This window comes from Desertivirga arenae (assembly GCF_017355785.1).
GTDB lineage: Bacteria > Bacteroidota > Bacteroidia > Sphingobacteriales > Sphingobacteriaceae > Desertivirga > Desertivirga arenae.
The window spans coordinates 16,619-38,109 of record NZ_JAFEWE010000017.1; the positions used below are offsets into that span (position 1 = coordinate 16,619).

Below are 21,491 nucleotides of genomic sequence, written 5' to 3' on the forward strand. Positions count from 1 at the left end.
TGAGCGAAAATTAAATACAGAAATTAAGATCAATGAATAAGGTATACGGCGCGTTATTAATCCTGAGTTCTTTTACCTCGCTTTCTGATTCAATTGCGCAGGAAAAATTGAATCAGGTGCAGATTATTGGTTCTCATAACAGTTATAAAAAGGCAATCGAACCTGCACTTTTGAACTATCTTATGGAGCGCGACAGTACGAAGAGACTGAATGGGCTGCAGTATGAACACATTGGGATTCCGGAACAGCTTACGATGGGTTTAAGAAATCTGGAGATTGATGTTTACCCTGACCCCAAAGGAGGAAAGTATGCTAAACCAAAGGGACTTGAAATGGTGGCGCCTGAACAAGCCTTTGACCCGGAAGGACTGATGAAGAAACCAGGATTTAAAGTGCTTCATATTCCGGATATAGATTTTCGAAGTTCTGCTCCAACTTTCGAAATTTGTCTTAAGCAGTTGCACGACTGGTCGCTAGCTAATCCGGGTCATGTACCGGTATTTATTACGCTAGAGCCCAAAGACGGCGAAAAGAACCACTTAGGAACGAGTCCCGAACCCTTCACAGAAAAATTGTTCGACGATCTGGACGCAACAATTAGAAAACATCTTGGAGCAGATCATCTAATCACCCCTGACATGGTGCGCGGCGATTACAAGACCCTTGAGGCTGCTGTTCTTGCAGGAAACTGGCCGGAGATGAAGCAGGCCAGAGGAAAATTTATGTTCATTTTGGATAATACCGGGAAAAACAGGGAGATGTATATTAAAGGACATCCATCTTTAAAAGGCAGGGTACTATTTGTAAATGCAGAACCAGGTACACCTGAAGCTGCAGCACTTTTAAGAAACAACCCTGAGGATACAAGTATACCTGAACTGGTTAAGAAGGGGTATATTGTTCGGACGAGGGCTGACGCAGATACCCGTGAGGCTAGAAAAAACGATTATACTCATTTTCATATGGCCGAAAATTCCGGTGCTCAAATCATTACGACGGATTACTATAAGCCCAGTACTTTTTTTCCATCTACCTATCAGGTTAAATTTGAGGATGGGACCTATGTTCGTCCCAACCCTGTAAACTCTTCCCTGAAATAGTACTGCTCTCCATAATAGGAATAGACTATTTTGACGGTAGTTCTCTTATATCGCCGGTAATCAGATCAACCGTAAAATGATTTGCCGGCGAATCTTTCAGGAACTTATTAAATATACTGAAGAACAAGATGAGGCCCTTTTCCTTTTGGTCAGTGATAGACTTCCTTTCGTTTAGATCTAAACAGAGGTTCGCAAGGAATTGATACTGCTGTAGCCGATGTGGATTAATGTCTTTAAGCGCCAGTTGGTCGGCGCTTCTTAACCGGTAAAAGTCATTTATCAAGTCCATACCATTCCACTTGGAAAATTCAGCGAATTTAAGCTTGCTTGCTTCAAGCCTGTTCATCAGATCCTGCTTGTACCTAACCTGGTTTACTTTTGAAGAATCTGAGGACTCGCTTAATAATAGTAGCAAATCCTGGCCTGAGCTTTTTGACAAAAACTCCCTCAGATATTCGGGCCAGTCCTGAGGCAGGAAACGCAGGCGAACCAGCTCTTCGAGATGATATCTTGTAAACTCCTTATAAGTTTTACTCTTCAATATCTTTTTATCCCAAATTGCAGCATCTGACTTCCCGGACAAGAATTCATATTCCATATGGTACAGTGCAAAAAGTTTGTCGAAACTTTTTACCTTATCTATCGTGATTGTTTCTATTTCGGCTTTACCCTCTCCTTTTAGCTTAAGTAATTTATACGCTGGGATATAGGCTGCGAGTGAGGGTGTCTGAATATTTACCAGAGTATTTCCTTTATCATCGGAGAAAACACCTGTATCATTAATATGCATGTGGCCGCCGAAGTGAATATTTATGCCTGCATTAATAAATTCGCGAGCAACATCCGGCAGGGGCATCCTTTTTAACTGCCATTTGTCTGGCCCCATCAGTTTAGCAATTTCAGGGGAAGCGTTGTCGTTATAATCAACCATGGGGTAGTGACTAAAAGCAATAAGTGTTTTACCTCTTTGCCTGGCCATTTCTGATATCCTTTTAACCCATGTAAGAAGATGCCGTTTATGTGTGATAACGTTATTATATCCAGCTTCTGCATTTGAAAAAGCTTTAGTCTTGCCATCATGACGAGGCAGATAAACATTGCCGTCAATTGCAAGTAACCATAAGCCTTCTACTGGTTCAACAAGATAGGTAGCATCTGGTATGGTATCACCTGGAGCAACTTCATACATGCGGTTACTCAACAGCGAGGCCTCTCTTGCTTTTTGATAATTATAGTTGTCTGGCGAAAAAGAGCTGAAGGGAGTTGTCCAGTACTTGTACTGAGGCTGTGCAAAAAAACCAAATTCAGAAAGATGATCCATGATGCCCTCGTAACCCAACTCAGCAATATCCGCAGAAATGGCTGTTGGATGTTCATGTGGAGTTGTAGGGCTATAAAGGCCCGGCTTACTAAAAACAGGTTGAGACATACCTTTAGCACCCAGGAAATCTTTTTTTCCGGCTTCTTTAAGGAAGGGACCAACAGGATCGTGATTGCCAGTAGTGATGAAGAACTGCATTCCGTACTTCTGTCTGTACTCCTGCAAGATCCGCTGCAATCCTCTTAGATGAACTGCCTGACCATCGTCGGAATAGTCGCCCGGAAAAGCCACTAAACGCACTCCCCTTTTAGCAACGTCGTCAAGGGCAGCGATAAATGCAAAATAATTCTCATTAAAAATACGGGTAGACCCTAGTTGCGACTGCATTGTACGCAGGAGTGTGTTCCGCCCATCTTTGGGATTTTTCGGCCCTTTAAAAGTTGTACCAGAAAGTTTACCGTAGAGATCTGCAAAATGTACATCTGAAATAAAGGCAACCTCTGTTCCTGTGCCTTTAGTTTGGCTGTATACATGTCCGGTAAATCCGGTTTGGAATACTAAAAGAAATAAAAGCCATTTATTCATCTCGCAAAAGTTCGCAAAAAATATTAAGCTAAGGTTAAAGAAGCTAAAATGGGTAAAAATGGAAACAGCGCCCTCTTTGCAAAGGAGACTTAACTAAAAGATAATTTGAAAATAAAGTTCAGGCTATCTTAATAGCGTTTCTTCGCCTCTACTTACAGAACTTTATGGGCAACCTTGCTAAGTTTGAAGAAATTTACTCACAGCATTGGGAAAAGCTATACGCCTTCTGTTTTAAGCTTACCCGGGACGAACACCTTTCAGAGAACATTGTACAGGAGGTATTTACCGATCTATGGGAAAGGCGCCATAAGCTGCAAATTTCCTCTATTGAAAGCTTTTTATTCCGCGCCGTAAAAAACCAAATCTTTAAAGAGTACCGTAACAATACTTTTGAGGTAGCATTGATTGAAGAACAATTTGAGGATTACGTTCAAGAAAGCTCATGCGCCCTGGAAACTGAATTGATGGACCAACTTTATCTGCTACTTGAAGAGTTACCCCCGAAACGAAAAGCGATCCTAATGATGAACAAGCTGGAGGACATGGACCTAGAACAAATAGCGGAGCGTTTGAACCTTTCCAAGCAGACTGTAAAGAACCAATTAAGCTCTGCTGTTCAGCAGCTGAAACTTAAAGCGGGGAAGCTTTCGGTTTGTTTGATACCGCTTCTGGTAGCCCTGCTTCATTTTATAATTTCTTAACGAATCATTAATATTTTTCGGTAGTACGATCTGGCTGCTTCTGGTACTTATAGATGAATTTATAAGGACAGATGTCAGAAAACAAGGCGAACTACTTAAGAAACATCTCAGACAAGCTTGACAGAGAAGATCTGTCGGAGGATGAGAAAAACCTGTTAGATGCTTTTTTTGAAAAAAAGTATGCAGAGGCAGTCTGGAATGAAAATGAAATGGGCAATAAAGAGGCTGTCAAATCCTCGATTCTATTTAAAATAAGAAAAAAGAGAGCAGTAAGCAATCTTTACCCCTATGCTGTTGCCGCGAGTGTTGCTTTACTAATTTGCCTGTCGGTCTTGCTCTTAAGAGTACCGTCAAGCCCTGTTATGCTAAGGAGAGCTACCAGCTCTCTCACAGATTCGGTTGTATTGCAAGACGGTTCAATCATTTTTCTTGCTGCTTACTCAGAGTTTGAGTACCCTAAAGAATTTGCCGGCCAAACCAGGGAAGTAAGACTATTAAAAGGAGATGCTTTCTTTAAGGTTGCCAGAAACCCTGCATGTCCATTCCTTATCCAATCCGGAGGCATTAGAACCAAAGTACTGGGCACCTCTTTTCATATCGCCCTCCATCAAAACTCTTGTACTGTGACAGTAGCCACCGGCAAGGTAAACGTTACTTCGGCCAAAAACAGCGTCGATCTGCTTCCAAATGAGGAAGCCTGTTTTAAAAACAATAAGCTGAGCAAACAACTAGCAGAGAAAGAACTGCTAACCAACTGGTTCAAGCAGGAGCTTTATATGAATCAAGTGAGCTTAGCGGAGGTACTAAGGGTACTAAGGCTTAGGTACGGTATAAGCTTTGAAACGGAGAATGTTCAGCTACTTAAAACAAAGGTATCCCTCAATATTGAAGCTGGACAACCGCTTAATGAGATTCTTAACCAGATAAATTATATCACTTCCCTAAAATTTAGAGCCTATGATAAGATAGTCAAAGTAAGTCATTAAAAAACCGCTTTGCTGGAACAAAGCGGCTTATTCAACAACATCAATTAAATCCATTGTCAATTAATATGTACCGTAAATATACTATAGAAATCTTCAAAGTCTTTTGTTTTTTAGCTGTATTCGTCCTAATAGCGCAACCATCCTTTTCAGTTGAATTAGTAAAGGGAAAAGTGGACCGTAAGACAGCAAGTAATACTCTTGTAAACCTATTCCATATCCTGAGCAGACAAAGCAATTTAAAGTTCAGTTACGGAGAGGCTGTTATTTCGGATAAAAATCAATACACCGTATCCATTAATGAGCCAATAGAGACAGTGCTTAGAGACCTTGCTGCGAAGGCACACCTGAGCTTCAACATTAGTAATAACACTGTACTGATTCGCAAGAAGGCAGACAATAAGGAGATCACAGGTACCAAAGCAGCTATTGAAACAATAAAAGGCAGGGTACTTGATGAAACTGGGGCTCCCCTACCCGGAGCAACCGTAAGGGAGGAAGGAACTAAAAACGCAGTTGTTACTGATGCAGCGGGCCGCTTCAGCATTAAAGTTGCCCTGGGAAAATCTTTACAGGTAAGCTTTATCGGATATCAGGTAAAAACGATTTCAGCTACTACTGTTACATTGGAAATACGTTTAGAGCCAGATGCAGCCAAGTTGAATGAAGTTGTGGTAGTAGGCTATGGTCGCCAGACGAAGAAAGACGTTACAGGTGCCGTTGCTCAGATAGATGAGAAAAGCTTTCGCCAGGGAGTAATTGTATCTGCAGATAATCTTCTTCAGGGAAAAGTTGCAGGGGTTAGAGTAGTAGGAAACAGCGGTGAGCCTGGAGGAGGTGTAGATGTTTCCATCCGCGGAGTTGGTTCTATCCGAAGTGGCAGTACTCCCCTTTTTGTGGTAGATGGAGTACCACTTACTAATGACGAAGCAAGTCCTGCCGGACAAAATGTAGGCTTTGGTAGCTCCAGGGCTAAAAACCCTTTAAACTTTCTTAATACGAGCGACATAGAGTCGATGTCGGTACTGAAGGATGCTTCTGCTGCTGCCATATATGGAGCGAGAGGCTCTAATGGAGTAGTGATCATCACTACTAAAAAAGGCAAAAAAGGAGACGGAAACCTTAGTTTCGAAAGTTATACCGGGATCTCTAATGTTGCTCATAAGTTGGATGTTCTTTCAGCCGAGCAGTACCGCAGCGCCCTTACTCAACCGGCATTCGATCATGGTGGAAATACCGATTGGCAGGATGTTATCTACAGACAAGCTAATACAACAAATAACTCCCTGGCTTTCTCGAAACAGTCTAATACAGGGAACTATTATGTTTCATTAGCGCATATGGATCAGCAGGGTATCGTCACAAACAGTGCCTTTAAACGCAGTTCGGCCAGGATAAATGCATCAGAATCCTTCTTTGATAATCAGCGATTGAAGATTGGAGTTAATCTTACCGCCAGTCAGACCCGTGATTTCGGTGTACCCACCAGTGATGACGGAGGTTCCAATGGGCAGCTAATTGTTCATACTTTAATGGCCAATCCAACCAGGCCCGTTTTTGATGAGAAGGGTGAGTACACCAACTTCAATATGAATGCGCACTACAACCCCGCTTACTTGTTAAGTGTGTATAATGATAAAACAAATACGCTAAGAGTTCTTGGTAATACGGACCTGTCTTTCAGAATCCTCAAAGGTTTTGAGTATAAGCTTAACGTGGGTATTGATCGTTCAACATCCGAAAGAAATACTACTGTATTCCCCAATCTTACCGATATCAATCCTACTGGAAGGTATGTACAGTTTAACATGGAATCGCAGAGTACGCTCCTTGAACACTACCTCACCTACAATATGTTTTCAAGGAAACACAGATTGGAAGTATTGGGTGGTTTCTCTTATCAAAAATTTGAAAGATCAGGAAACAGCTTCGCTCTTACCGCTATTGCAAAGGCCGAAGGGGGTGTTACACCAGAAAACAATCCTGCATTTTCGGGAACGCAAAGTGGCGTATCTGGATATGCACAGGAAAATGAGTTGCAGTCATTCTTTACCAGAGCTAACTATACCTTAAATGATAAATATCTTTTGACAGCATCATTGCGTGCTGACGGTTCAACCCGTTTCGGGGACAATAATAAGTACGGGTACTTCCCTTCATTTGCTCTTGGCTGGAATATTTCTCAGGAAAATTTCCTGAAGAACCTGAACTGGATGGATAATGTGAAAGTTCGTGCCAGCTGGGGCCAAACAGGAAACCAGGAAGTACAGAATAAGATAACGAAAGCAAGTTATGCTCTTTCGGGTGCGGATGGATACTATCTGAATAAAGACCTTACACTTGTAAACGGAATATCAGTAACCCGTACACCTAACCCTGACCTTCAATGGGAGGTTGTAACTCAGTCAAATCTTGGTTTAGATTTCGAGCTTTTCAGAGGAAAGTTTTATGGAAGTCTGGATTACTTTAATAAAACAACTACAAATGCCATCCTAAATATTCCTGCGCAGGTACTTAGTCCTACCACCACTGTTTGGGTTAATATTGACGGAGAGATCGTAAACAAAGGATTTGAATTTATGGTAGGTTCCAGGATCCTTAGAACCAAGAATTTCAATTGGTCTGCTGATGTTAATGGTGCTACGCTTGACAATACGATCAAAAACCTCCCTGTTTCTGAAATATATTCAGGTACTATATCTGGTCCAGGCCAGTCAGGTGTGGTAGCTAATATCTATAAAAGTGGATATGCGGCCGGCTCTTTCTACTTACTAGAACATATTGGGTTTGATGAAAAGGGTGCCAATATCTTCAGAGACAGAAACGGTGACAATACGATTAGCAGTGACGACCGGGTAATCATCGAGGGTGCAATTCCAAAATTCACTTTTGGTTTCAACAGTCAGATGAGTTATAAGAGGTTCGACCTTTCTCTTGCTTTTATCGGCCAAACCGGAGGCTATCTGGTTAATAATACCGGTTTAAACGCTTTAAATATCAACAACCTTGCCTCTGACAGAAACGTTACCACCGGTTATTTGGAATCTGGAGCTAATTCATCTAACGCTCCTCAGCTTTCTACACTATTCCTGGAAAAATCAGATTTCTTAAGATTAAACTCGGCTCGGTTAGGATACAATCTTAAGTTAAAGAACTTAAAATGGCTTCAGGGCCTTGGCCTGTATGTCACTGGTCAGAACTTGTTTACCATCACTAATTATAGTGGTTATGATCCATTGATCAACAGTCCAAAATCAAGTGGCGGAAATCAGTCGCTAGGGATTGACTATGCCAGCTACCCTACTGCAAAAACATTCATTTTCGGAGCAACTTTAAAATTATAATACAATCATGAGAACACTATATAAGCTAAAACACGCCCTTCTAATACTGTCGTTTGGGTTGGCGACCAGTTGTACCGACCTGGATGAAGTGGTCCTGGATGAGGTGCTGGGCGATAATGCCTCTAGCCCTACAGGAGCCTTAGCCGCCGCCTATGACCGCTTGGGTGATCGTACCTTTGTTGATAACGGAGGCATTTTCTCTTTGCAGGAATACACTACTGATATTGCAATGCTGCCTACCAGAGGTAGTGATTGGGGAGACGGCGGAAAATGGCGATCGATGCATGAATTTACCTGGAAATCGGATAATCCAATTGTGACCGATAACTGGGATTTACTGACAAACGGAATTACACGGTCGCTTACGGCAATTAATGAGATCAGTAATAGCAATGTAGAGCAAAAACCAATGCTACTTGCTGAAGCAAAAGGTCTTTTAGCCTACTATACTTACACTACACTGGACCTTTATGACCAGGCTCCATATCGCGATCCAATGCTTAAAAATGCACCGCTGGAAATTAAAAAAGCAGCAACAGGAATAGATGAGCTGATCTTACAAGTGGAAGCGTTGATACCTGACCTTGCGAGCCTTGGAGAAAGTTCAACACATAATGGTCGCTTCACTAAAGAAGCAGCATATGCGCTTTTGGCCAACATGTATCTTAACCGTGCGGTATACAAAGACCGTTATGCTTCCACGTTCAACTTCAACGAAAAAGCGGTGAGTGGGAATGATACAGATATGGACCGGGTGATCTACTACACCTCACTCCTTATTAACTCTTCAAAGTTCCGTTTAGCCAGTAATTACTTTGATAATTTCGCCATTAAAAATGAAAACGGGTCGGAGTTGATCTTTGTGGTTGTACAAAAGATAGATAATATTCGTAATGGTGATAATGACTTCGGCTATATGTGCGTTGAACGAAATCAAAGGCCTTCCCCAGCTAACCGCGGCACGAATGGGTCGTGCACAACGCCCGAATTTTACCACAGCTGGGATGGACACCATGATGATCCCCGGTTTTCAAGAAAATACCGGTATGCTGACGGCACCTGGTTTATGAATGATGGCCCTGGAAGCGTCCCCGCGATAAGTATTGTTCCAAAGAGCAACAATCTACCCTGGTTCCATTTTAACTGGGGCATTTCTGCCGGCCAGCAATACGGCCCCAAATTAACTCCTGCAGGAGGATTTGAGATGACAGCTGATGGACGTATTAAAGTATCTGAGTTGGTGATGGAAAAAAGCGCTACCACCAAAATGGACTTTACACCAGAGTTGAATTTTGATAATCCTTCGCAGGCTATCCTACAGCAAAATCAGATCAATCGCGGAGCGCGGATCTTTAAATTTGAATATGACCCTGAAGAGGACAATGGAAGCAGCAACGTTGATATTCCATTATTCCGTTTAGGCGGAATTTATACGATGCGCGCTGAAGCTTATTTCAGGAAAGGGATGAACGCAGAAGCCTTGGCGGACATTAATAAGTTAAGAACTTCCAGGACAAGGGAAGAACTATATGGTAATGCGCCAGGGAAAGAACTTTTAACCATTGACGAAGCTACTCTTTACCGGGAACTTGGGTTCGAGATGTACTGGGAAATGTATCGCAGACCTCAAATGATCCGTTTCGGAAAGTTTGATCTGGCTTACACCGCGAAACCTGCAACCCAACCTTTTAGAAGAGTATTTCCAATTCCTCAATCAACCATTGACGTTACCAAGGATTTCCAACAGAACTTCGGGTATAACAACTAGAAAATAAATAGAATTTAATGAAAAGGTAGCTTAAGGATATTGAGCTGCCTTTTTCATTTTTAATGATTGAAGAAATATTGTTTTCCTGCCAGTTGTACCTAGTTATAGCAACGTTATTGCAGGCACAATTTTCAAATCCTATTTCAGCTATATTTGAAATAAAGATATCATTATGCCGCATCCAACTGATCCAAAAATAGACGCATACATCGAAAATGCAGCTGGTTTTGCCCAACCGATCCTCAAACATATAAGAGGTTTAATCCACAAGGCGTGTCCGGAGATTAAAGAAACCATGAAATGGGGAATGCCTTTTTTCGACTATAAAGGCCCTGTTTGTAATATAGCAGCATTTAAACAGCACTGTGCATTCGGCTTCTGGAAGGGAGCTTTGCTGGATGATCCTCAGGATTTGCTTAAGGTAAATGCAGATCAGGCGATGGGACAGTTTGGCCGGATAGCATCAATCGAGAATCTTCCCGAAGACGATATCATTATGGATTATGTTAGAAAGGCAGCGCATCTGAACGAATTGGATAAGAAAGTATCTAAAAAGGTTTTGGAGAGGACTGATATAATTGTTCCTGAATTCTTGACAGAGGCTTTGAATAAAAACCCGCTTGCAAAAGAAAATTTTGAAAAATTTAGTTATTCGCATCGAAAGGAATATGTTGAATGGATCACAGAGGCTAAAACAGAAACAACAAGAAACAAACGTTTAGATACTATGATAGAATGGGTTAGCGAAGGCAAATCACGTAACTGGAAATATAGTCGATAAGCCCAGGGTAAACTTTCCTTTAAATATAGTGTTAATGATTTATTAAACTAAAAGGAAATGAAAATCAAGTATTTAAAAACAATTGCAATAGCTGCACTGCCTTTAGCTATTGCCTGTTCCAATAAAACGGGCAGCACATCTGAATCTGATTCAACTGCTACTGCCTCTGAGACTTCAGCAGACGGCACAGCTACAGATAATAGCTCAACAGCCTCATTCGTGACTTTGAACACCAGCTCAAGCACAGGTGCAGGCACCGGTTCGGGCTCTATTATTCAGGATACAGAGTCCGGTGGTGGCTATATCTATGCAGATACTCGCAAACCTATTAGTGATGATATGTTGTTTGTCAATGTCAGTACAGGAGATACGCTATACGGACCTACAGGCAATATCGTTAACAATGCCTTAATTCAACAAGACGGTGTATGGAAGCTTGATGAAACTAAGATCAAGAGAGACGGCAATAGTATAAAAATCAAATCAGGAGACGACAAGTTGAAGATGGACAACGATGAGATGAAGGTGAAGAGTGGAGATTCGAAAATGAAGGTTGAAACCGGAGACGATGCAAAGCTTAAGACTCCTGATTCGAAGACAAAAGTTGAAGAAGATGGGGAAACAACCGTGAAGCCGAAATAAGATTATTTTTGGAGGAGGATCAGGTTAGCCTTTTATCCTCTTCCTTTTCCTGCCCTCCGCTAATTTCTTTCAGTAAAACTCCGCTGAGCTTCCTGCTCATACTCTCATTTACCAGGTATAAAATCCTTTCGGCAGCTGTGATATAATCCAGTCCCTGCACGCTAATGTTTGAGATGCAGTTACGGCTTTCATCGGTTAAACCGGGCTTAGGATCATAAGTAAGATAGGCTCCCATGCTATCGGGACAAGTCAGGCCAGGGCGTTCACCAATAAAAATTATCGATAAAGAAGCCTGCAATAATGAGGCGATTTGATCAGCGATAGCCACCCTGCCGTTTTGAACCAAAATAAGAGGAGCTAAGGTATAACCCATTTCACCCAGCTGAGGAACCAGTTCATGGAGCAATGGTAAGGCATGCTGGTTAATTGCAGAAGCAGAAAGACCATCGGCAAGTACCAGGGAAACATCGTAACCTTTTCTGGGGTAAATTTTCAAACTTTGAAATGATTCATCACTTAAGTTTCTTCCCCAATCTGGCCGTGAAAGGTAGGAGCTTCTGTTAATCGCCTTACTTTTAAGGATGTAATGTTCCATATCTATCACCTTCAGCTCATTACTTATTAGCTGCAGGTCCAGCTCAGAATACACTGCGTCGCGGGCATGGGCGTGTGACATCTTGAACTCGAGCAATTCGTTCAACGGCATACTACAGCCCGCCCTTCCTACTGCTATCCGTGCCTGGGTGAACTGCTTTAAGTCACTGTACAAATCATTTTTTACAAATCGATTTTTTAGCGCTCCCATATTAAATCCTTAAAAATTCATCACGTTTAAAAGCCCTTTTCTTTTATCCTGTAGTACCCCCGTTTCCCTATCGAAAATCCCCCTCTTTACCAGCCAGTCCTCAAACTCAGGAGCAGGCCTTAGACCAAGTAATTTTCGAATATAGAGCGCATCGTGGAATGATGTAGATTGATAGTTAAGCATGATATCATCAGCACCAGGTACACCCATAATAAAGGTACAACCTGCTACAGCCAGAAGAGTAAGTAAGTTGTCCATATCATCCTGATCGGCTTCTGCATGATTTGTATAACATATATCCACACCCATGGGAAGTCCTAAAAGTTTACCGCAAAAGTGGTCTTCCAAAGCAGCACGAATGATCTGTTTTCCATCGTATAAGTATTCAGGGCCGATAAAGCCAACTACAGAATTAACCAGAAGAGGCTTAAACTTACGAGCTAAAGCGTATGCCCTTGCCTCACAGGTTTGCTGGTCTACCCCGTGGTGGGCATTGGCAGAAAGACAGCTACCCTGCCCCGTTTCGAAATACATCACATTATTCCCCTCCGTTCCGCGGTTCAACTCCAGAGTAGCCTGATACGCTTCTTCTATCAAAGAAATATTAACCCCGAAACTTGAATTAGCTTTTTCTGTTCCGGCAATAGATTGAAAAGCCAGATCAACGGGGGCATCCTGGCGTATCAGTTCGAGCGTAGTAGTTAAATGTGTTAATACACAAGATTGAGTAGGAATATCATAATGTTGCCTGAGCCTGTCTATCAACTGCAGGAGCTTTAATACTGTTTCCGGATTGTCGGTAGCTGGGTTTATCCCAATCACGGCATCACCACTACCATATAAGAGCCCGTCGATGATGCTGGCAGCTATACCACGAGGATCATCAGTAGGATGATTTGGTTGTAAGCGGGTAGAGAAGCGGCCTTTGAGGCCTATTGTGTTTCGAAAAGCAGTGATCACCTCACATTTATTGGCAACTGCAATTAAGTCCTGGTTCCGCATTACTTTGGAAACCGCTGCTACCATTTCAGGGGTAAGACCGGAGGCCAAAGCTGCCAATGAATAAGCGTCCGCTTCATCACTCAGCAGCCAATCGCGGAACTCTCCCACTGTAAAATAATCTATCGGACCAAAGGCTGCTTTGTTATGAGTGTCTATAATCAGACGTGTAATCTCATCCTCCTCGCAGGGAATCACAAATTCACTGAGGAAAACTTTCAATGGAAGATCGGCCAATACAAACTGAGCTGCAACCCTTTCATGATACGTTTCTGCAGCCAGGCCAGCAAGAGCATCTCCAGAGCGAAAAGGTGAGGCTTTGGCCATCAAATCCTTCAGATCTGTAAAACTGTAAGCGATATTTCTTATGCTTGTTTTATATGCCATGTTCCAACTCTTCCTGATGTAATTTATGGTATTGATCATTATTCTTTTTACCCCGGTCTGTAAGATAAAAAAGTGCTGCCATGATTAACATTCCGCTAAGAAACAGCAGACTCAACAACAAATTATAATAGACGATCGCCGTTAGCGATACAAGGGAAAGCAGGAGCGCCAGCAAGGGAAAAAGAGGATAGAAGGGAGCTTTGTAGGGCCTTTCCATGTCAGGTTCCTTTTTTCTTAGACGAAAAAGACTGAACATACTCATAATGTACATTACTACAGCGCCTAATACGGACAGCACTATTACCTGGTTGGTTGTGCCGCTCAGAATGGAAACAATTCCAACAAATGCTCCAGCCAGCAAAGCCCAATGCGGAACTTGCGTTCGGGAATGGACCTGCGATAATACAGCAGGCAAAAAGCCACTTCGCGCGAGTGCAAATATTTCCCTGGAATAACCAATAATAATACTATGAAATGAAGCTATCAATCCGAAAAGTCCGATACCAGCGAAAAGCTTTGTAAGACTATTGGACTTCCCCAGCACCATTCCTATAGATTCTGGTAAAGGATAATCTATATTACTTAGCTTTTTCCAATCGCCAATTCCTCCAGTAAAGATCATTACTCCCAAGGCCAGCGCAACCAGGGTTAATATCCCAGAAATATACCCTTTCGGGATGTTTCGATGAGGATCTTCAACTTCCTCAGCTACCAGCGCAACCCCTTCAATCGCAAGATAGAACCATATGGCAAAAGGCAAAGCAGCAAATACTCCCTGCCATCCATAAGGCATTGAATCCCGCATGAAGTTTTCAGTTTGATAAGAAGGCGCTACAATTCCTATAAAAAGGAGTAATTCTGCAACAGCAAGCAGAGTAACAATAAGCGAAAAAGTTGCTGATTCCTTGATTCCAAGCAGGTTAATTCCAGTGAATATTACATAAGATCCTATAGCTACCCAGACAACAGGAAGAGCGGGATAAAGAAAATTAACATACGCACCTAATGCAAAAGCAATTGCCGGAGGTGCAAGAACAAATTCGATCAGGGTAGCGTATCCTGAAACAAATCCACCCCATTTTCCAAATGCTCTAAAAGCATATTCAAAAGGACCGCCTGCATTAGGAATGGACGTAGTTAATTCTGTGAAACTAAAGATAAAAGTTACATACATTACTGTTACCAGAAGTGTCGAGATCAAAAAACCTACAGTCCCGGCTACTCCCCAGCCGTAATTCCATCCAAAATATTCCCCTGAGATAACTAAACCGACAGCAATAGCCCAAACATGCAGAGGTTTTAACGCTTTTTTCAGTGAAGTGGTAGAATTTAAAATCATAGACGGATTTCTCCTCTCAATATAGGGAAATCCAGTGGAAAGTGGAAATCAGCTCTCCTGTTTTGGGATTGTAACACGATATGTTTTATAAAAGTTTATTTAAGCATTAAACCTCGGCACTCTCATAATGTCATAGAAATATCACACACTTAGATTTTAATTATGAACACAATTAAACTTATTACAATCACCGCTCTTGTTTTTCTCTATTCTTTTGTTGATGGGCAACCTTCTTTCAGGGCGTCTTATTCTGAATATTTTGTTGAGGTTCCTGTGAGGGGCCGTTTTACTGTTTCATTAGGGGAAGAGTCTATTAGTAGTATAAATGGAAGGTTTAGGTTTTTTGATCTAAGAGAAGGGCTTCATCCAATTGTTATTGAGCACAACGATAGGCTTGTATACCGGGCAGAAGTAATTGTTAAGCCAGGTATGAGAACAATTACCGTTTTAAATCAGAATGTACTTAAGCTGGTAAAGGACCTTGACCTGGGAAGGTGCAGCTATGACAACTGGGATAAACCTTTGAGTGAAGGTTATAACAATCGACCTGGCAGGCCTTATGTTAACAATTGTCCTCCTTTAATGACGCCTGCTGCTTTTGAACGGTTTTCAAAATCTCTGAAACAAGCAAGTTTCGACAAGAATAAATTATCCGTTATAGACTTAACAACCCCTTATGCAGGTTTCACTGTAGATCAGGTTCTGGATGTTGTTAAGCTTATGGATTTTTCAGATGGTAAAATTTCTGCAGTGCGGAAAATGTTTCCTTCTGTGGCTGACCCTGAAAATGCATTCCTATTGTTTGATGCATTTGACTTCCAGAAAGACAAGGATAAGGTTAAGTCGATCATTGTTTCGGAAAGTTATCACAGAGTGGGAGGGTAAAACCGCCGTGTGGTTATACAACAAAAGCTTCTCTGTGAACGAGAAGCTTTTATTGTCACCTGGACTTATGATGTTAGTTTTTGTATGAGCCGGGCGCTTTGCCTTGCTCCTTCCTGAAGTCTATCGGCAAAGAAATCTTTCACCTGGTTAAAGTGAGAAAGATATCCCTCCATATCTCCATACTCAATAATAGAAGCCCATTCGCGAACTGCGGAATGGAACTCGAGATCGTCTGCCCTGATATGTTTGTCGTACAAAGCCGTTTGAATGGTTTCTTCCAACAAGTCATCATTTTTAAATAAATACTCCGCAATGCCGAGTCGCAAACGAAACGGAGGTGTTTGGCAGATCAAGTTTTCGTAAGGATTAATGTTGAGCTTATGCCATGCATCTACCATTGCAAGCAAACTTAAATGCGAGTTAGGATGATGGTGCTTAGGATCAGTACTCATTTTAAAATCGCCCATTACTTCCTGGTCAAGAGTAATAAAGTCCCTTTCCCCGTGGAACACAAACTCTTTCGCTTCCTGAAGACGTTTTCTAAAGGCTCCCTCATCTTCACAGATCATCATCTTAAATAGTTCAGATTCGGATTTGGCATATTGCCTCACTTGTTTCCTGGCAAAAGGATTAAGTATGGCAAGGCCAGCGTAAACGTGCGCCTTGTAGCTAAATATTCTCAGGGTAGTTAATATCTTAACGTTATCGATTCCGGTTGAATAAGCTCCATGATCCCAGGGATAAAAACCAGAGTTTTTCCAGGCCGTTCCCATGCTTTCGAAACCCATATGGGTAACAGCCTGAGTATCGGCCATGATCTGGTCATGCATGTGATAGTTTTCAACCTCTATAATTTCGGACTCCAGAGCCTCAAAGATTGGCAGGACCCGTAAATAATTCTCTTTATTTATACGGTGGGGTACAATGACTAGCTTTTGACCTTCTGTTGAAAATGCAGGACCATGAAGAGAATGACATGTAAAAATATGAACATCAGAAGGAAGATATTTCTCGAAAGCCTCAATCTCCGGATCCTTCACAGAAGTTTGCCCCGCGATAACCGCTCCGTATTTTACAGAATCGGCAGTAGCTGCTACCACCTGACCTATTTTTGCTGCTTCGACAGCATACATCAGGAAGTCGGATTTTCGAGCAACAGCTTTTGCAGATTCAAGCACAGTAACAGATGTTCCCTGGAAGGCGTTTCTCAGCAACTCATAACGCTCGGGCAAGTCACAGCCATAAACGGAATAGCCTTTCTCCGACCACTTCCGGGCATAAATTGAGCCCATGTCTCCAAGTCCTATTATTCCAATATTCATCACGGTAAACTTAGAGAAAAAATTTTGGAAGTTCAGGAAGCGCAAAACACCATAGTAAATGAAAAAGGTCTATTTCAATGCTCCATCGCTGTTGCTATTACCCCTCCATAAGATCCATGAACCGGATATTCCAGATTTAAAAAACCTACAATAGTTTTTGCTAACTGGTTATTATAATAGTGTTGTTTCTCTTTCATTTCTCCCAGTGCTTGGGTATCAGGACCCATAATCATGAACCAGGTATGATTTGAACCCTTTTGCAAGACCCCATGACTTCTCCAGGATTTTCTTCCGTTACCTCTTCCGTGGTCCGTGGTGATCACCAAGGTGGTTTTATCGCGATACTGTTCATCAGACTGTATCCAATTCCATACTTCCTGTATATAAGCATCGGTTTTATTCGCCGACTTCAGATAAGATAAGTAATGCCCTCCATGTGCATATTCATCTGTTTCTCCATAAGCAATTAACAAGAACTTAGGTTTACTATTAGCAAAGTACTCACTCGCGTATTGATGAGTAATTTTATCATAACGGGTACTAGACCACGGACTTGGAGATGTTTTATGCAATTGATTTAAAAATCTCTCCCGTGCGCTTAGTTTTTGAGCCCCTAACGTGTCATTCCCGGCATTTACATGAACTCCTGATCGCTGTTGATTCAATATATAATGAAAAACATCCCAGGAGGCAAATGCTGCTACCTTATCCTTATATTCCATTTTCTTGTTCAGGAACTCCAAAACTGTTTGGTTAGGGTTATTCCGCTTAGCATTGCTCTTTATACGTTTATCAGGGAAACCTGTAAGAAGTTCGTTATAGCCAGGGTAGGAGAATCTAAACTTGTTCCTGACATTAACTTTATTACCAAGACTACGATTACCGTAGATTTGGCCCTCTTTCGCAATTGTACCCCATATAAAGGGTAAAAGCTTTTCTCTTCTTTTTATAGGATCGTTGTCCCAATATTGACTGTCGGCATCTGCAGCATCTTCTACAAATCTTTTATCATGCAGTATATCTTTATCTGCTCCCTGAAAAATTTCCTGCCAACGCATACCATCCAGTGTAATAAGAACAACATTTTCGGTCCTTGATTGTCCTACAACTGAAATAGCTGGCAAAAGAAAAAGCAGAGTGATTGTCGTTAAAAATCCAACTCTCATAGTATCTTGTTTTAAGCTATAACAAGGAATACAAAAGACAAGTTGGCTTTTTGTTGTTATTATAAATTTATATTTTCACCCCTGGCTATTAACCTTACATTAACACTATGAAAAAAGGACTATTTAAAACTCTTTCAATAGCTCTTCTGCTGATCATCTCCTCGACGATTCAGGGGCAGGATACAGCAAGCGTAAAAAAAAGAGCTGCTACAACTACAGCTCCGGTTAAGAAAACATCTGTAAGTCCATCAAAACCTTTACAAAGAACCCGCAGCAGTGCGCCTGTAACTACATCAGGAACAATTCAGTCAACAACGACAAAAGCGATACCTGGCCGGCAAGCACCGGCTGCATATCAACCAGGCCCCACTAACAACACATTGGCGGGGCAGTACGATGAACTAGTTAAACGATCCTGGATGCAGCAAGGCTATCAGGTAGTTAATCCCAATAGGTTAAGGAACCTTTGGAAAAGTGTTCAGGATAGCTTAAGAGTATATAGGACGCAAGCGGCTCCACTTAAAGCTAAAATTTCGGAACAGGAAAAGTCTATTCAAAATTTAAAGGCCCAGGTATCAGAAGGTGAACAGAATCTGGAAGAGTCGAAATCAAGCATCGATCAGGTGAGTCTTTTAGGTATGAAAGTAGATAAATCGACATATAATACGATTATGTGGGGCATCGTTATTACCTTAGCTGCCGCTTTATTAATTGTGTTATTTACCGCTGGCCGAAGCATCAGGGAAGCAAAATATCGGAGACAGCTATTTGATGAAATGTCGGCTGAATACCAGGCTTACAAAATAAAGGCTAACGACAAAGAGAAAAAACTAGCCCGGGAGCTACAGACTGAGCGTAACAGGGTTGAGGAATTGTTGGAAAAAAACAAGTAATTCTATAGCTACGGTAAGGCAAAATAAGGCAGCATACACTGAATTTATTACCAAAACGTGCAGAAACTATATTTAAAGGCCTTAACCACCGCCCTTCTATTATGGCTGGCCTGGCCTCCTATGTCCTTTACAGCTCCACTCCTGTTGGTAGCTTTTGTTCCTTTATTACTTAGTACTGAGGCTATAATTGATGGGCAAGTTGCTAAGAAAGGACAAAAGATATTTGGTCTTGCTTTCCTTACCTTCTTCATCTGGAACACTTCCTGTATCTACTGGGTGTTTAACTCACTCAACTCTGTAATGCCAGCATGGGTAGCGATACTGATATCTCTAATCCCTTTTGGTCTTGCCGCTGTACTAATGACTATAGCCTGGTGGTTGTACTATCAGTTGAGAAAGGTTAGCAACAGATTTACCGGGTATGTTGGATTGGTTTGCTTCTGGGTGGGCTACGAATATCTTCACCAAACATGGGATCTATCCTTCCCATGGATGACCCTTGGAAACGGTTTCGCATCTTCTCACCAACTGGTGCAATGGTATGAATATACTGGAGTGTATGGAGGCACGATCTGGATTCTGGTGGCCAATATTCTGACCTTCGAACTAACGCTTGCAAGAAGCGTTTCGGATGACAAGGCTGTGGCCAGGCAGAAAAAGCTGCTGCCGGGATTATCTGCCTGGGTACTTGTTCCTATTATGGTTTCGCTTACGATGTACAACAAGTATCAGGAACACGAAAATCCTGCTAATGTAGTTGTAGTTCAACCAAATGTTGATCCCTATGAGAAGTTCGGGTCTCTCCCGGGATCTCTTCAAATACAAAATCTAATAAAACTGTCAGACTCTTTAGGACAACCTAATACTGAATATTTTATATGGCCGGAAACAGCTATAACGGACAATGCTGATGAAGATAAACTTCAGACCAATCCAGACTTCTTAAGGATACAGTCCTTTCTTGGCAAATATAAAAATGGAAATGTTTTATCAGGCATAGAGAGCTTTGCGTGGTATGATACTGAAAAGACCGAAACTGCCAGGCTGATCGAGGAAAACAGGAGATATATCGATGTATTTAATGCTGCTATCCAGATAGAAAATTCCTCGCGGGTGCAACTCTACCATAAATCGAAATTGGTTCCCGGTGTGGAACAAACTCCTTTTGCTCATTCTCTTGCATTTTTAAAGCCCCTTTTTAAAGCCTTTGGGGGGGCGACTGGTGACTACGGACATCAGGACGAGCCTTCGGTTTTTTATGCACAAAGCGGTATGGGAGTTTCGCCAGTGATCTGCTACGAGTCTATTTGGGGTGAATATGTGGCAGAAAGCGTGAAGAAAGGTGCTCAGTTTATTGCAATAGTAACTAACGATGGCTGGTGGGGTAATACTTCGGGCAAGGACCAACATTTTGCTTATGCAAAGCTTCGGGCTATTGAAAGCCGAAGATGGGTGGCCCGTTCAGCGAACACGGGTATTTCCGGATTCATCAATCAACGGGGAGATGTTGTAAAACAAAGCAAATGGTGGATGCCTACTGCTTTGAAAGCTGATATTAATCTCAACGAAGAACTAACATTTTATGTGAAGTACGGAGATTATGTCGCCTATTTAGCCATAATAGCAGGTATTGCTTTAATCATTCTTTTAGCTTTTAGAAAGCTGAGCGGCAAAGTAAGGAAATGAGATCTTTGAACTATCCTTTTGCAGGATTAGTCACCGAATAAGAAATATTAATGAATAAAAAACGGCCAGGTAACAAAGGAAACCTGGCCGCTTGCTTAACCCTTAATCACCCAACCTTTGTTTTTCTTAAGAAAATACCTTGGTCAAAAAATCAGGGTAAATAAATAACACTCTGTTTAATTAGTTGTTCTGAAATTCTACAAAAACTACTGGGCTGAACCGCTGAAATCGCCTTTAAAGTTCTCTTCAGAGACATCTTCCGCCTTTTCAGAAAGCATCTTCTCTTGTAAAGAATCTTCCCGTTCGATCATGTCTGCAAGACTTGTTTGTGTAAGGACATTTAATGTGGCATCGCGCACATCCTTCATCACATCCCTGATACCACAATACAACTCACTTGTGCACTCTTCACACTTTTCGTAGAAATTCAAGCTAACACAAGGCAGTAAAGCAATAGGACCATCTATTACCCTTATAATTCCAGCTAATTTAATTTCATCAGCCTTCTTCATAAGATAATATCCACCACCTGCTCCTTTTTTACTACCAAGGAAACCACTGCGCTTTAGTTCGAGCAGTATTGCTTCAAGGAACTTCTTGGGGAGTTGTTCTTTTTCTGCAATTTGAGCGATCAGCATTGGCTTATTGTCCTTATTTCTGGCAAGAGCCATTAATGCCTTAACTGCGTATTTAGTCTTTTTAGTTAACACTGCTTAAATATTTGAAAAGAATTTCAGCAAACTTACAACAAATATTTCATTTCTATCCGAAATGCAAGCCTGTC

17 protein-coding genes are annotated in these 21,491 nt (G+C 41.7%); 10 read left to right on the top strand and 7 right to left on the bottom strand.

From position 1 onward, the window contains the following. The first annotated feature begins 32 nt into the window (after positions 1-32). Positions 33-1,100 (top strand): phosphatidylinositol-specific phospholipase C1-like protein, encoded by a 1,068-nt coding sequence (locus tag J4N24_RS22605; RefSeq protein ID WP_207536020.1) that lies wholly within the window; start codon positions 33-35, stop codon positions 1,098-1,100. A 25-nt stretch (positions 1,101-1,125) separates the two neighbouring features. Here the strand turns inward: J4N24_RS22605 and J4N24_RS22610 are convergent, their stop codons facing one another. After that, on the bottom strand, positions 1,126-3,006 hold the full coding sequence (locus tag J4N24_RS22610; protein ID WP_207536021.1) for a metallophosphoesterase family protein: 1,881 nt from the start codon (positions 3,004-3,006) through the stop codon (positions 1,126-1,128). A gap of 164 nt (positions 3,007-3,170) precedes the next feature. Between J4N24_RS22610 and J4N24_RS22615 the strand changes: the two genes are divergently transcribed. The 6 genes from J4N24_RS22615 (at position 3,171) to J4N24_RS22640 (ending at position 11,225) form a co-directional block, all read left to right on the top strand. Then, the gene (locus J4N24_RS22615) at positions 3,171-3,707 is read left to right on the top strand and encodes an RNA polymerase sigma-70 factor (protein WP_207536022.1); all 537 of its coding nucleotides are present in this window, start codon (positions 3,171-3,173) and stop codon (positions 3,705-3,707) included. A 71-nt stretch (positions 3,708-3,778) separates the two neighbouring features. Continuing rightward, positions 3,779-4,693, top strand: coding sequence for a FecR family protein (locus J4N24_RS22620; protein ID WP_207536023.1), 915 nt, complete (start codon positions 3,779-3,781; stop codon positions 4,691-4,693). 65 nt (positions 4,694-4,758) lie between these two features. Then, positions 4,759-8,034: a SusC/RagA family TonB-linked outer membrane protein gene (locus tag J4N24_RS22625; RefSeq protein WP_207536024.1), complete on the top strand. Its 3,276-nt coding sequence runs from the start codon at positions 4,759-4,761 to the stop codon at positions 8,032-8,034. A gap of 7 nt (positions 8,035-8,041) precedes the next feature. Then, positions 8,042-9,802 carry a RagB/SusD family nutrient uptake outer membrane protein gene (locus tag J4N24_RS22630; RefSeq protein ID WP_207536025.1) on the top strand — a complete coding sequence of 587 codons (1,761 nt, stop codon included), beginning with the start codon at positions 8,042-8,044 and terminating at the stop codon, positions 9,800-9,802. 172 nt (positions 9,803-9,974) lie between these two features. Next, positions 9,975-10,583: a YdeI/OmpD-associated family protein gene (locus tag J4N24_RS22635; RefSeq protein ID WP_207536026.1), complete on the top strand. Its 609-nt coding sequence runs from the start codon at positions 9,975-9,977 to the stop codon at positions 10,581-10,583. A 57-nt stretch (positions 10,584-10,640) separates the two neighbouring features. Continuing rightward, positions 10,641-11,225 (top strand): hypothetical protein, encoded by a 585-nt coding sequence (locus J4N24_RS22640; RefSeq protein WP_207536027.1) that lies wholly within the window; start codon positions 10,641-10,643, stop codon positions 11,223-11,225. Between the two features lie 19 nt (positions 11,226-11,244). Here the strand turns inward: J4N24_RS22640 and eutC are convergent, their stop codons facing one another. The 3 genes from eutC to eat are packed head-to-tail and all read right to left on the bottom strand — an operon-like array spanning position 11,245 to position 14,755. Further along, positions 11,245-12,030 (bottom strand): ethanolamine ammonia-lyase subunit EutC, encoded by a 786-nt coding sequence (gene eutC / locus J4N24_RS22645; RefSeq protein ID WP_207536028.1) that lies wholly within the window; start codon positions 12,028-12,030, stop codon positions 11,245-11,247. A 9-nt stretch (positions 12,031-12,039) separates the two neighbouring features. Then, positions 12,040-13,416, bottom strand: coding sequence for an ethanolamine ammonia-lyase subunit EutB (locus tag J4N24_RS22650; protein ID WP_207536029.1), 1,377 nt, complete (start codon positions 13,414-13,416; stop codon positions 12,040-12,042). Then, the gene (gene eat / locus J4N24_RS22655; protein ID WP_207536030.1) at positions 13,406-14,755 is read right to left on the bottom strand and encodes an ethanolamine permease; all 1,350 of its coding nucleotides are present in this window, start codon (positions 14,753-14,755) and stop codon (positions 13,406-13,408) included. Before eat ends, J4N24_RS22650 begins: the two co-directional genes overlap by 11 nt. A gap of 162 nt (positions 14,756-14,917) precedes the next feature. Between eat and J4N24_RS22660 the strand changes: the two genes are divergently transcribed. Next, entirely contained in the window at positions 14,918-15,640 is a 723-nt protein-coding gene (locus J4N24_RS22660; protein WP_207536031.1) for a proline and serine-rich protein 1 family protein, read from the top strand. A gap of 65 nt (positions 15,641-15,705) precedes the next feature. On the opposite strand, the gene J4N24_RS22665 is transcribed toward J4N24_RS22660, so the two are convergent. Both J4N24_RS22665 and J4N24_RS22670 read right to left on the bottom strand, forming a co-directional pair. Next, positions 15,706-16,962 carry a prephenate dehydrogenase gene (locus J4N24_RS22665; RefSeq protein WP_207536032.1) on the bottom strand — a complete coding sequence of 419 codons (1,257 nt, stop codon included), beginning with the start codon at positions 16,960-16,962 and terminating at the stop codon, positions 15,706-15,708. A gap of 74 nt (positions 16,963-17,036) precedes the next feature. Continuing rightward, a complete protein-coding gene (locus J4N24_RS22670) occupies positions 17,037-18,128 on the bottom strand; it encodes a sulfatase-like hydrolase/transferase (RefSeq protein WP_207536033.1) in 1,092 nt (363 codons plus the stop codon). 107 nt (positions 18,129-18,235) lie between these two features. On the opposite strand from J4N24_RS22670, the gene J4N24_RS22675 reads away from it, so the two are divergent. Beyond that, positions 18,236-19,021 (top strand): hypothetical protein, encoded by a 786-nt coding sequence (locus J4N24_RS22675; protein ID WP_207536034.1) that lies wholly within the window; start codon positions 18,236-18,238, stop codon positions 19,019-19,021. A 57-nt stretch (positions 19,022-19,078) separates the two neighbouring features. Beyond that, positions 19,079-20,707, top strand: a complete 1,629-nt coding sequence (gene lnt / locus J4N24_RS22680) for an apolipoprotein N-acyltransferase (protein WP_207536035.1) — start codon at positions 19,079-19,081, stop codon at positions 20,705-20,707. A 206-nt stretch (positions 20,708-20,913) separates the two neighbouring features. Here lnt and J4N24_RS22685 read toward each other — a convergent pair whose 3' ends face one another. Beyond that, entirely contained in the window at positions 20,914-21,417 is a 504-nt protein-coding gene (locus tag J4N24_RS22685; protein WP_207536036.1) for an RrF2 family transcriptional regulator, read from the bottom strand. Positions 21,418-21,491: the final 74 nt, after the last annotated feature.

Bases quoted from the DNA above. Each gene is read 5' to 3' on its own strand.
- J4N24_RS22675 (WP_207536034.1), top strand. From the start codon at position 18,236: ATGAAAAAAGGACTATTTAAAACTCTTTCAATAGCTCTTCTGCTGATC.
- J4N24_RS22650 (WP_207536029.1), bottom strand. From the start codon at position 13,416: ATGGCATATAAAACAAGCATAAGAAATATCGCTTACAGTTTTACAGAT.
- eat (WP_207536030.1), bottom strand. From the start codon at position 14,755: ATGATTTTAAATTCTACCACTTCACTGAAAAAAGCGTTAAAACCTCTG.
- J4N24_RS22610 (WP_207536021.1), bottom strand. From the start codon at position 3,006: ATGAATAAATGGCTTTTATTTCTTTTAGTATTCCAAACCGGATTTACC.
- J4N24_RS22630 (WP_207536025.1), top strand. From the start codon at position 8,042: ATGAGAACACTATATAAGCTAAAACACGCCCTTCTAATACTGTCGTTT.
- J4N24_RS22670 (WP_207536033.1), bottom strand. From the start codon at position 18,128: ATGAGAGTTGGATTTTTAACGACAATCACTCTGCTTTTTCTTTTGCCA.
- J4N24_RS22625 (WP_207536024.1), top strand. From the start codon at position 4,759: ATGTACCGTAAATATACTATAGAAATCTTCAAAGTCTTTTGTTTTTTA.
- eutC (WP_207536028.1), bottom strand. From the start codon at position 12,030: ATGGGAGCGCTAAAAAATCGATTTGTAAAAAATGATTTGTACAGTGAC.
- J4N24_RS22605 (WP_207536020.1), top strand. From the start codon at position 33: ATGAATAAGGTATACGGCGCGTTATTAATCCTGAGTTCTTTTACCTCG.
- J4N24_RS22660 (WP_207536031.1), top strand. From the start codon at position 14,918: ATGAACACAATTAAACTTATTACAATCACCGCTCTTGTTTTTCTCTAT.
- J4N24_RS22635 (WP_207536026.1), top strand. From the start codon at position 9,975: ATGCCGCATCCAACTGATCCAAAAATAGACGCATACATCGAAAATGCA.
- J4N24_RS22665 (WP_207536032.1), bottom strand. From the start codon at position 16,962: ATGAATATTGGAATAATAGGACTTGGAGACATGGGCTCAATTTATGCC.
- J4N24_RS22640 (WP_207536027.1), top strand. From the start codon at position 10,641: ATGAAAATCAAGTATTTAAAAACAATTGCAATAGCTGCACTGCCTTTA.
- J4N24_RS22615 (WP_207536022.1), top strand. From the start codon at position 3,171: ATGGGCAACCTTGCTAAGTTTGAAGAAATTTACTCACAGCATTGGGAA.
- J4N24_RS22620 (WP_207536023.1), top strand. From the start codon at position 3,779: ATGTCAGAAAACAAGGCGAACTACTTAAGAAACATCTCAGACAAGCTT.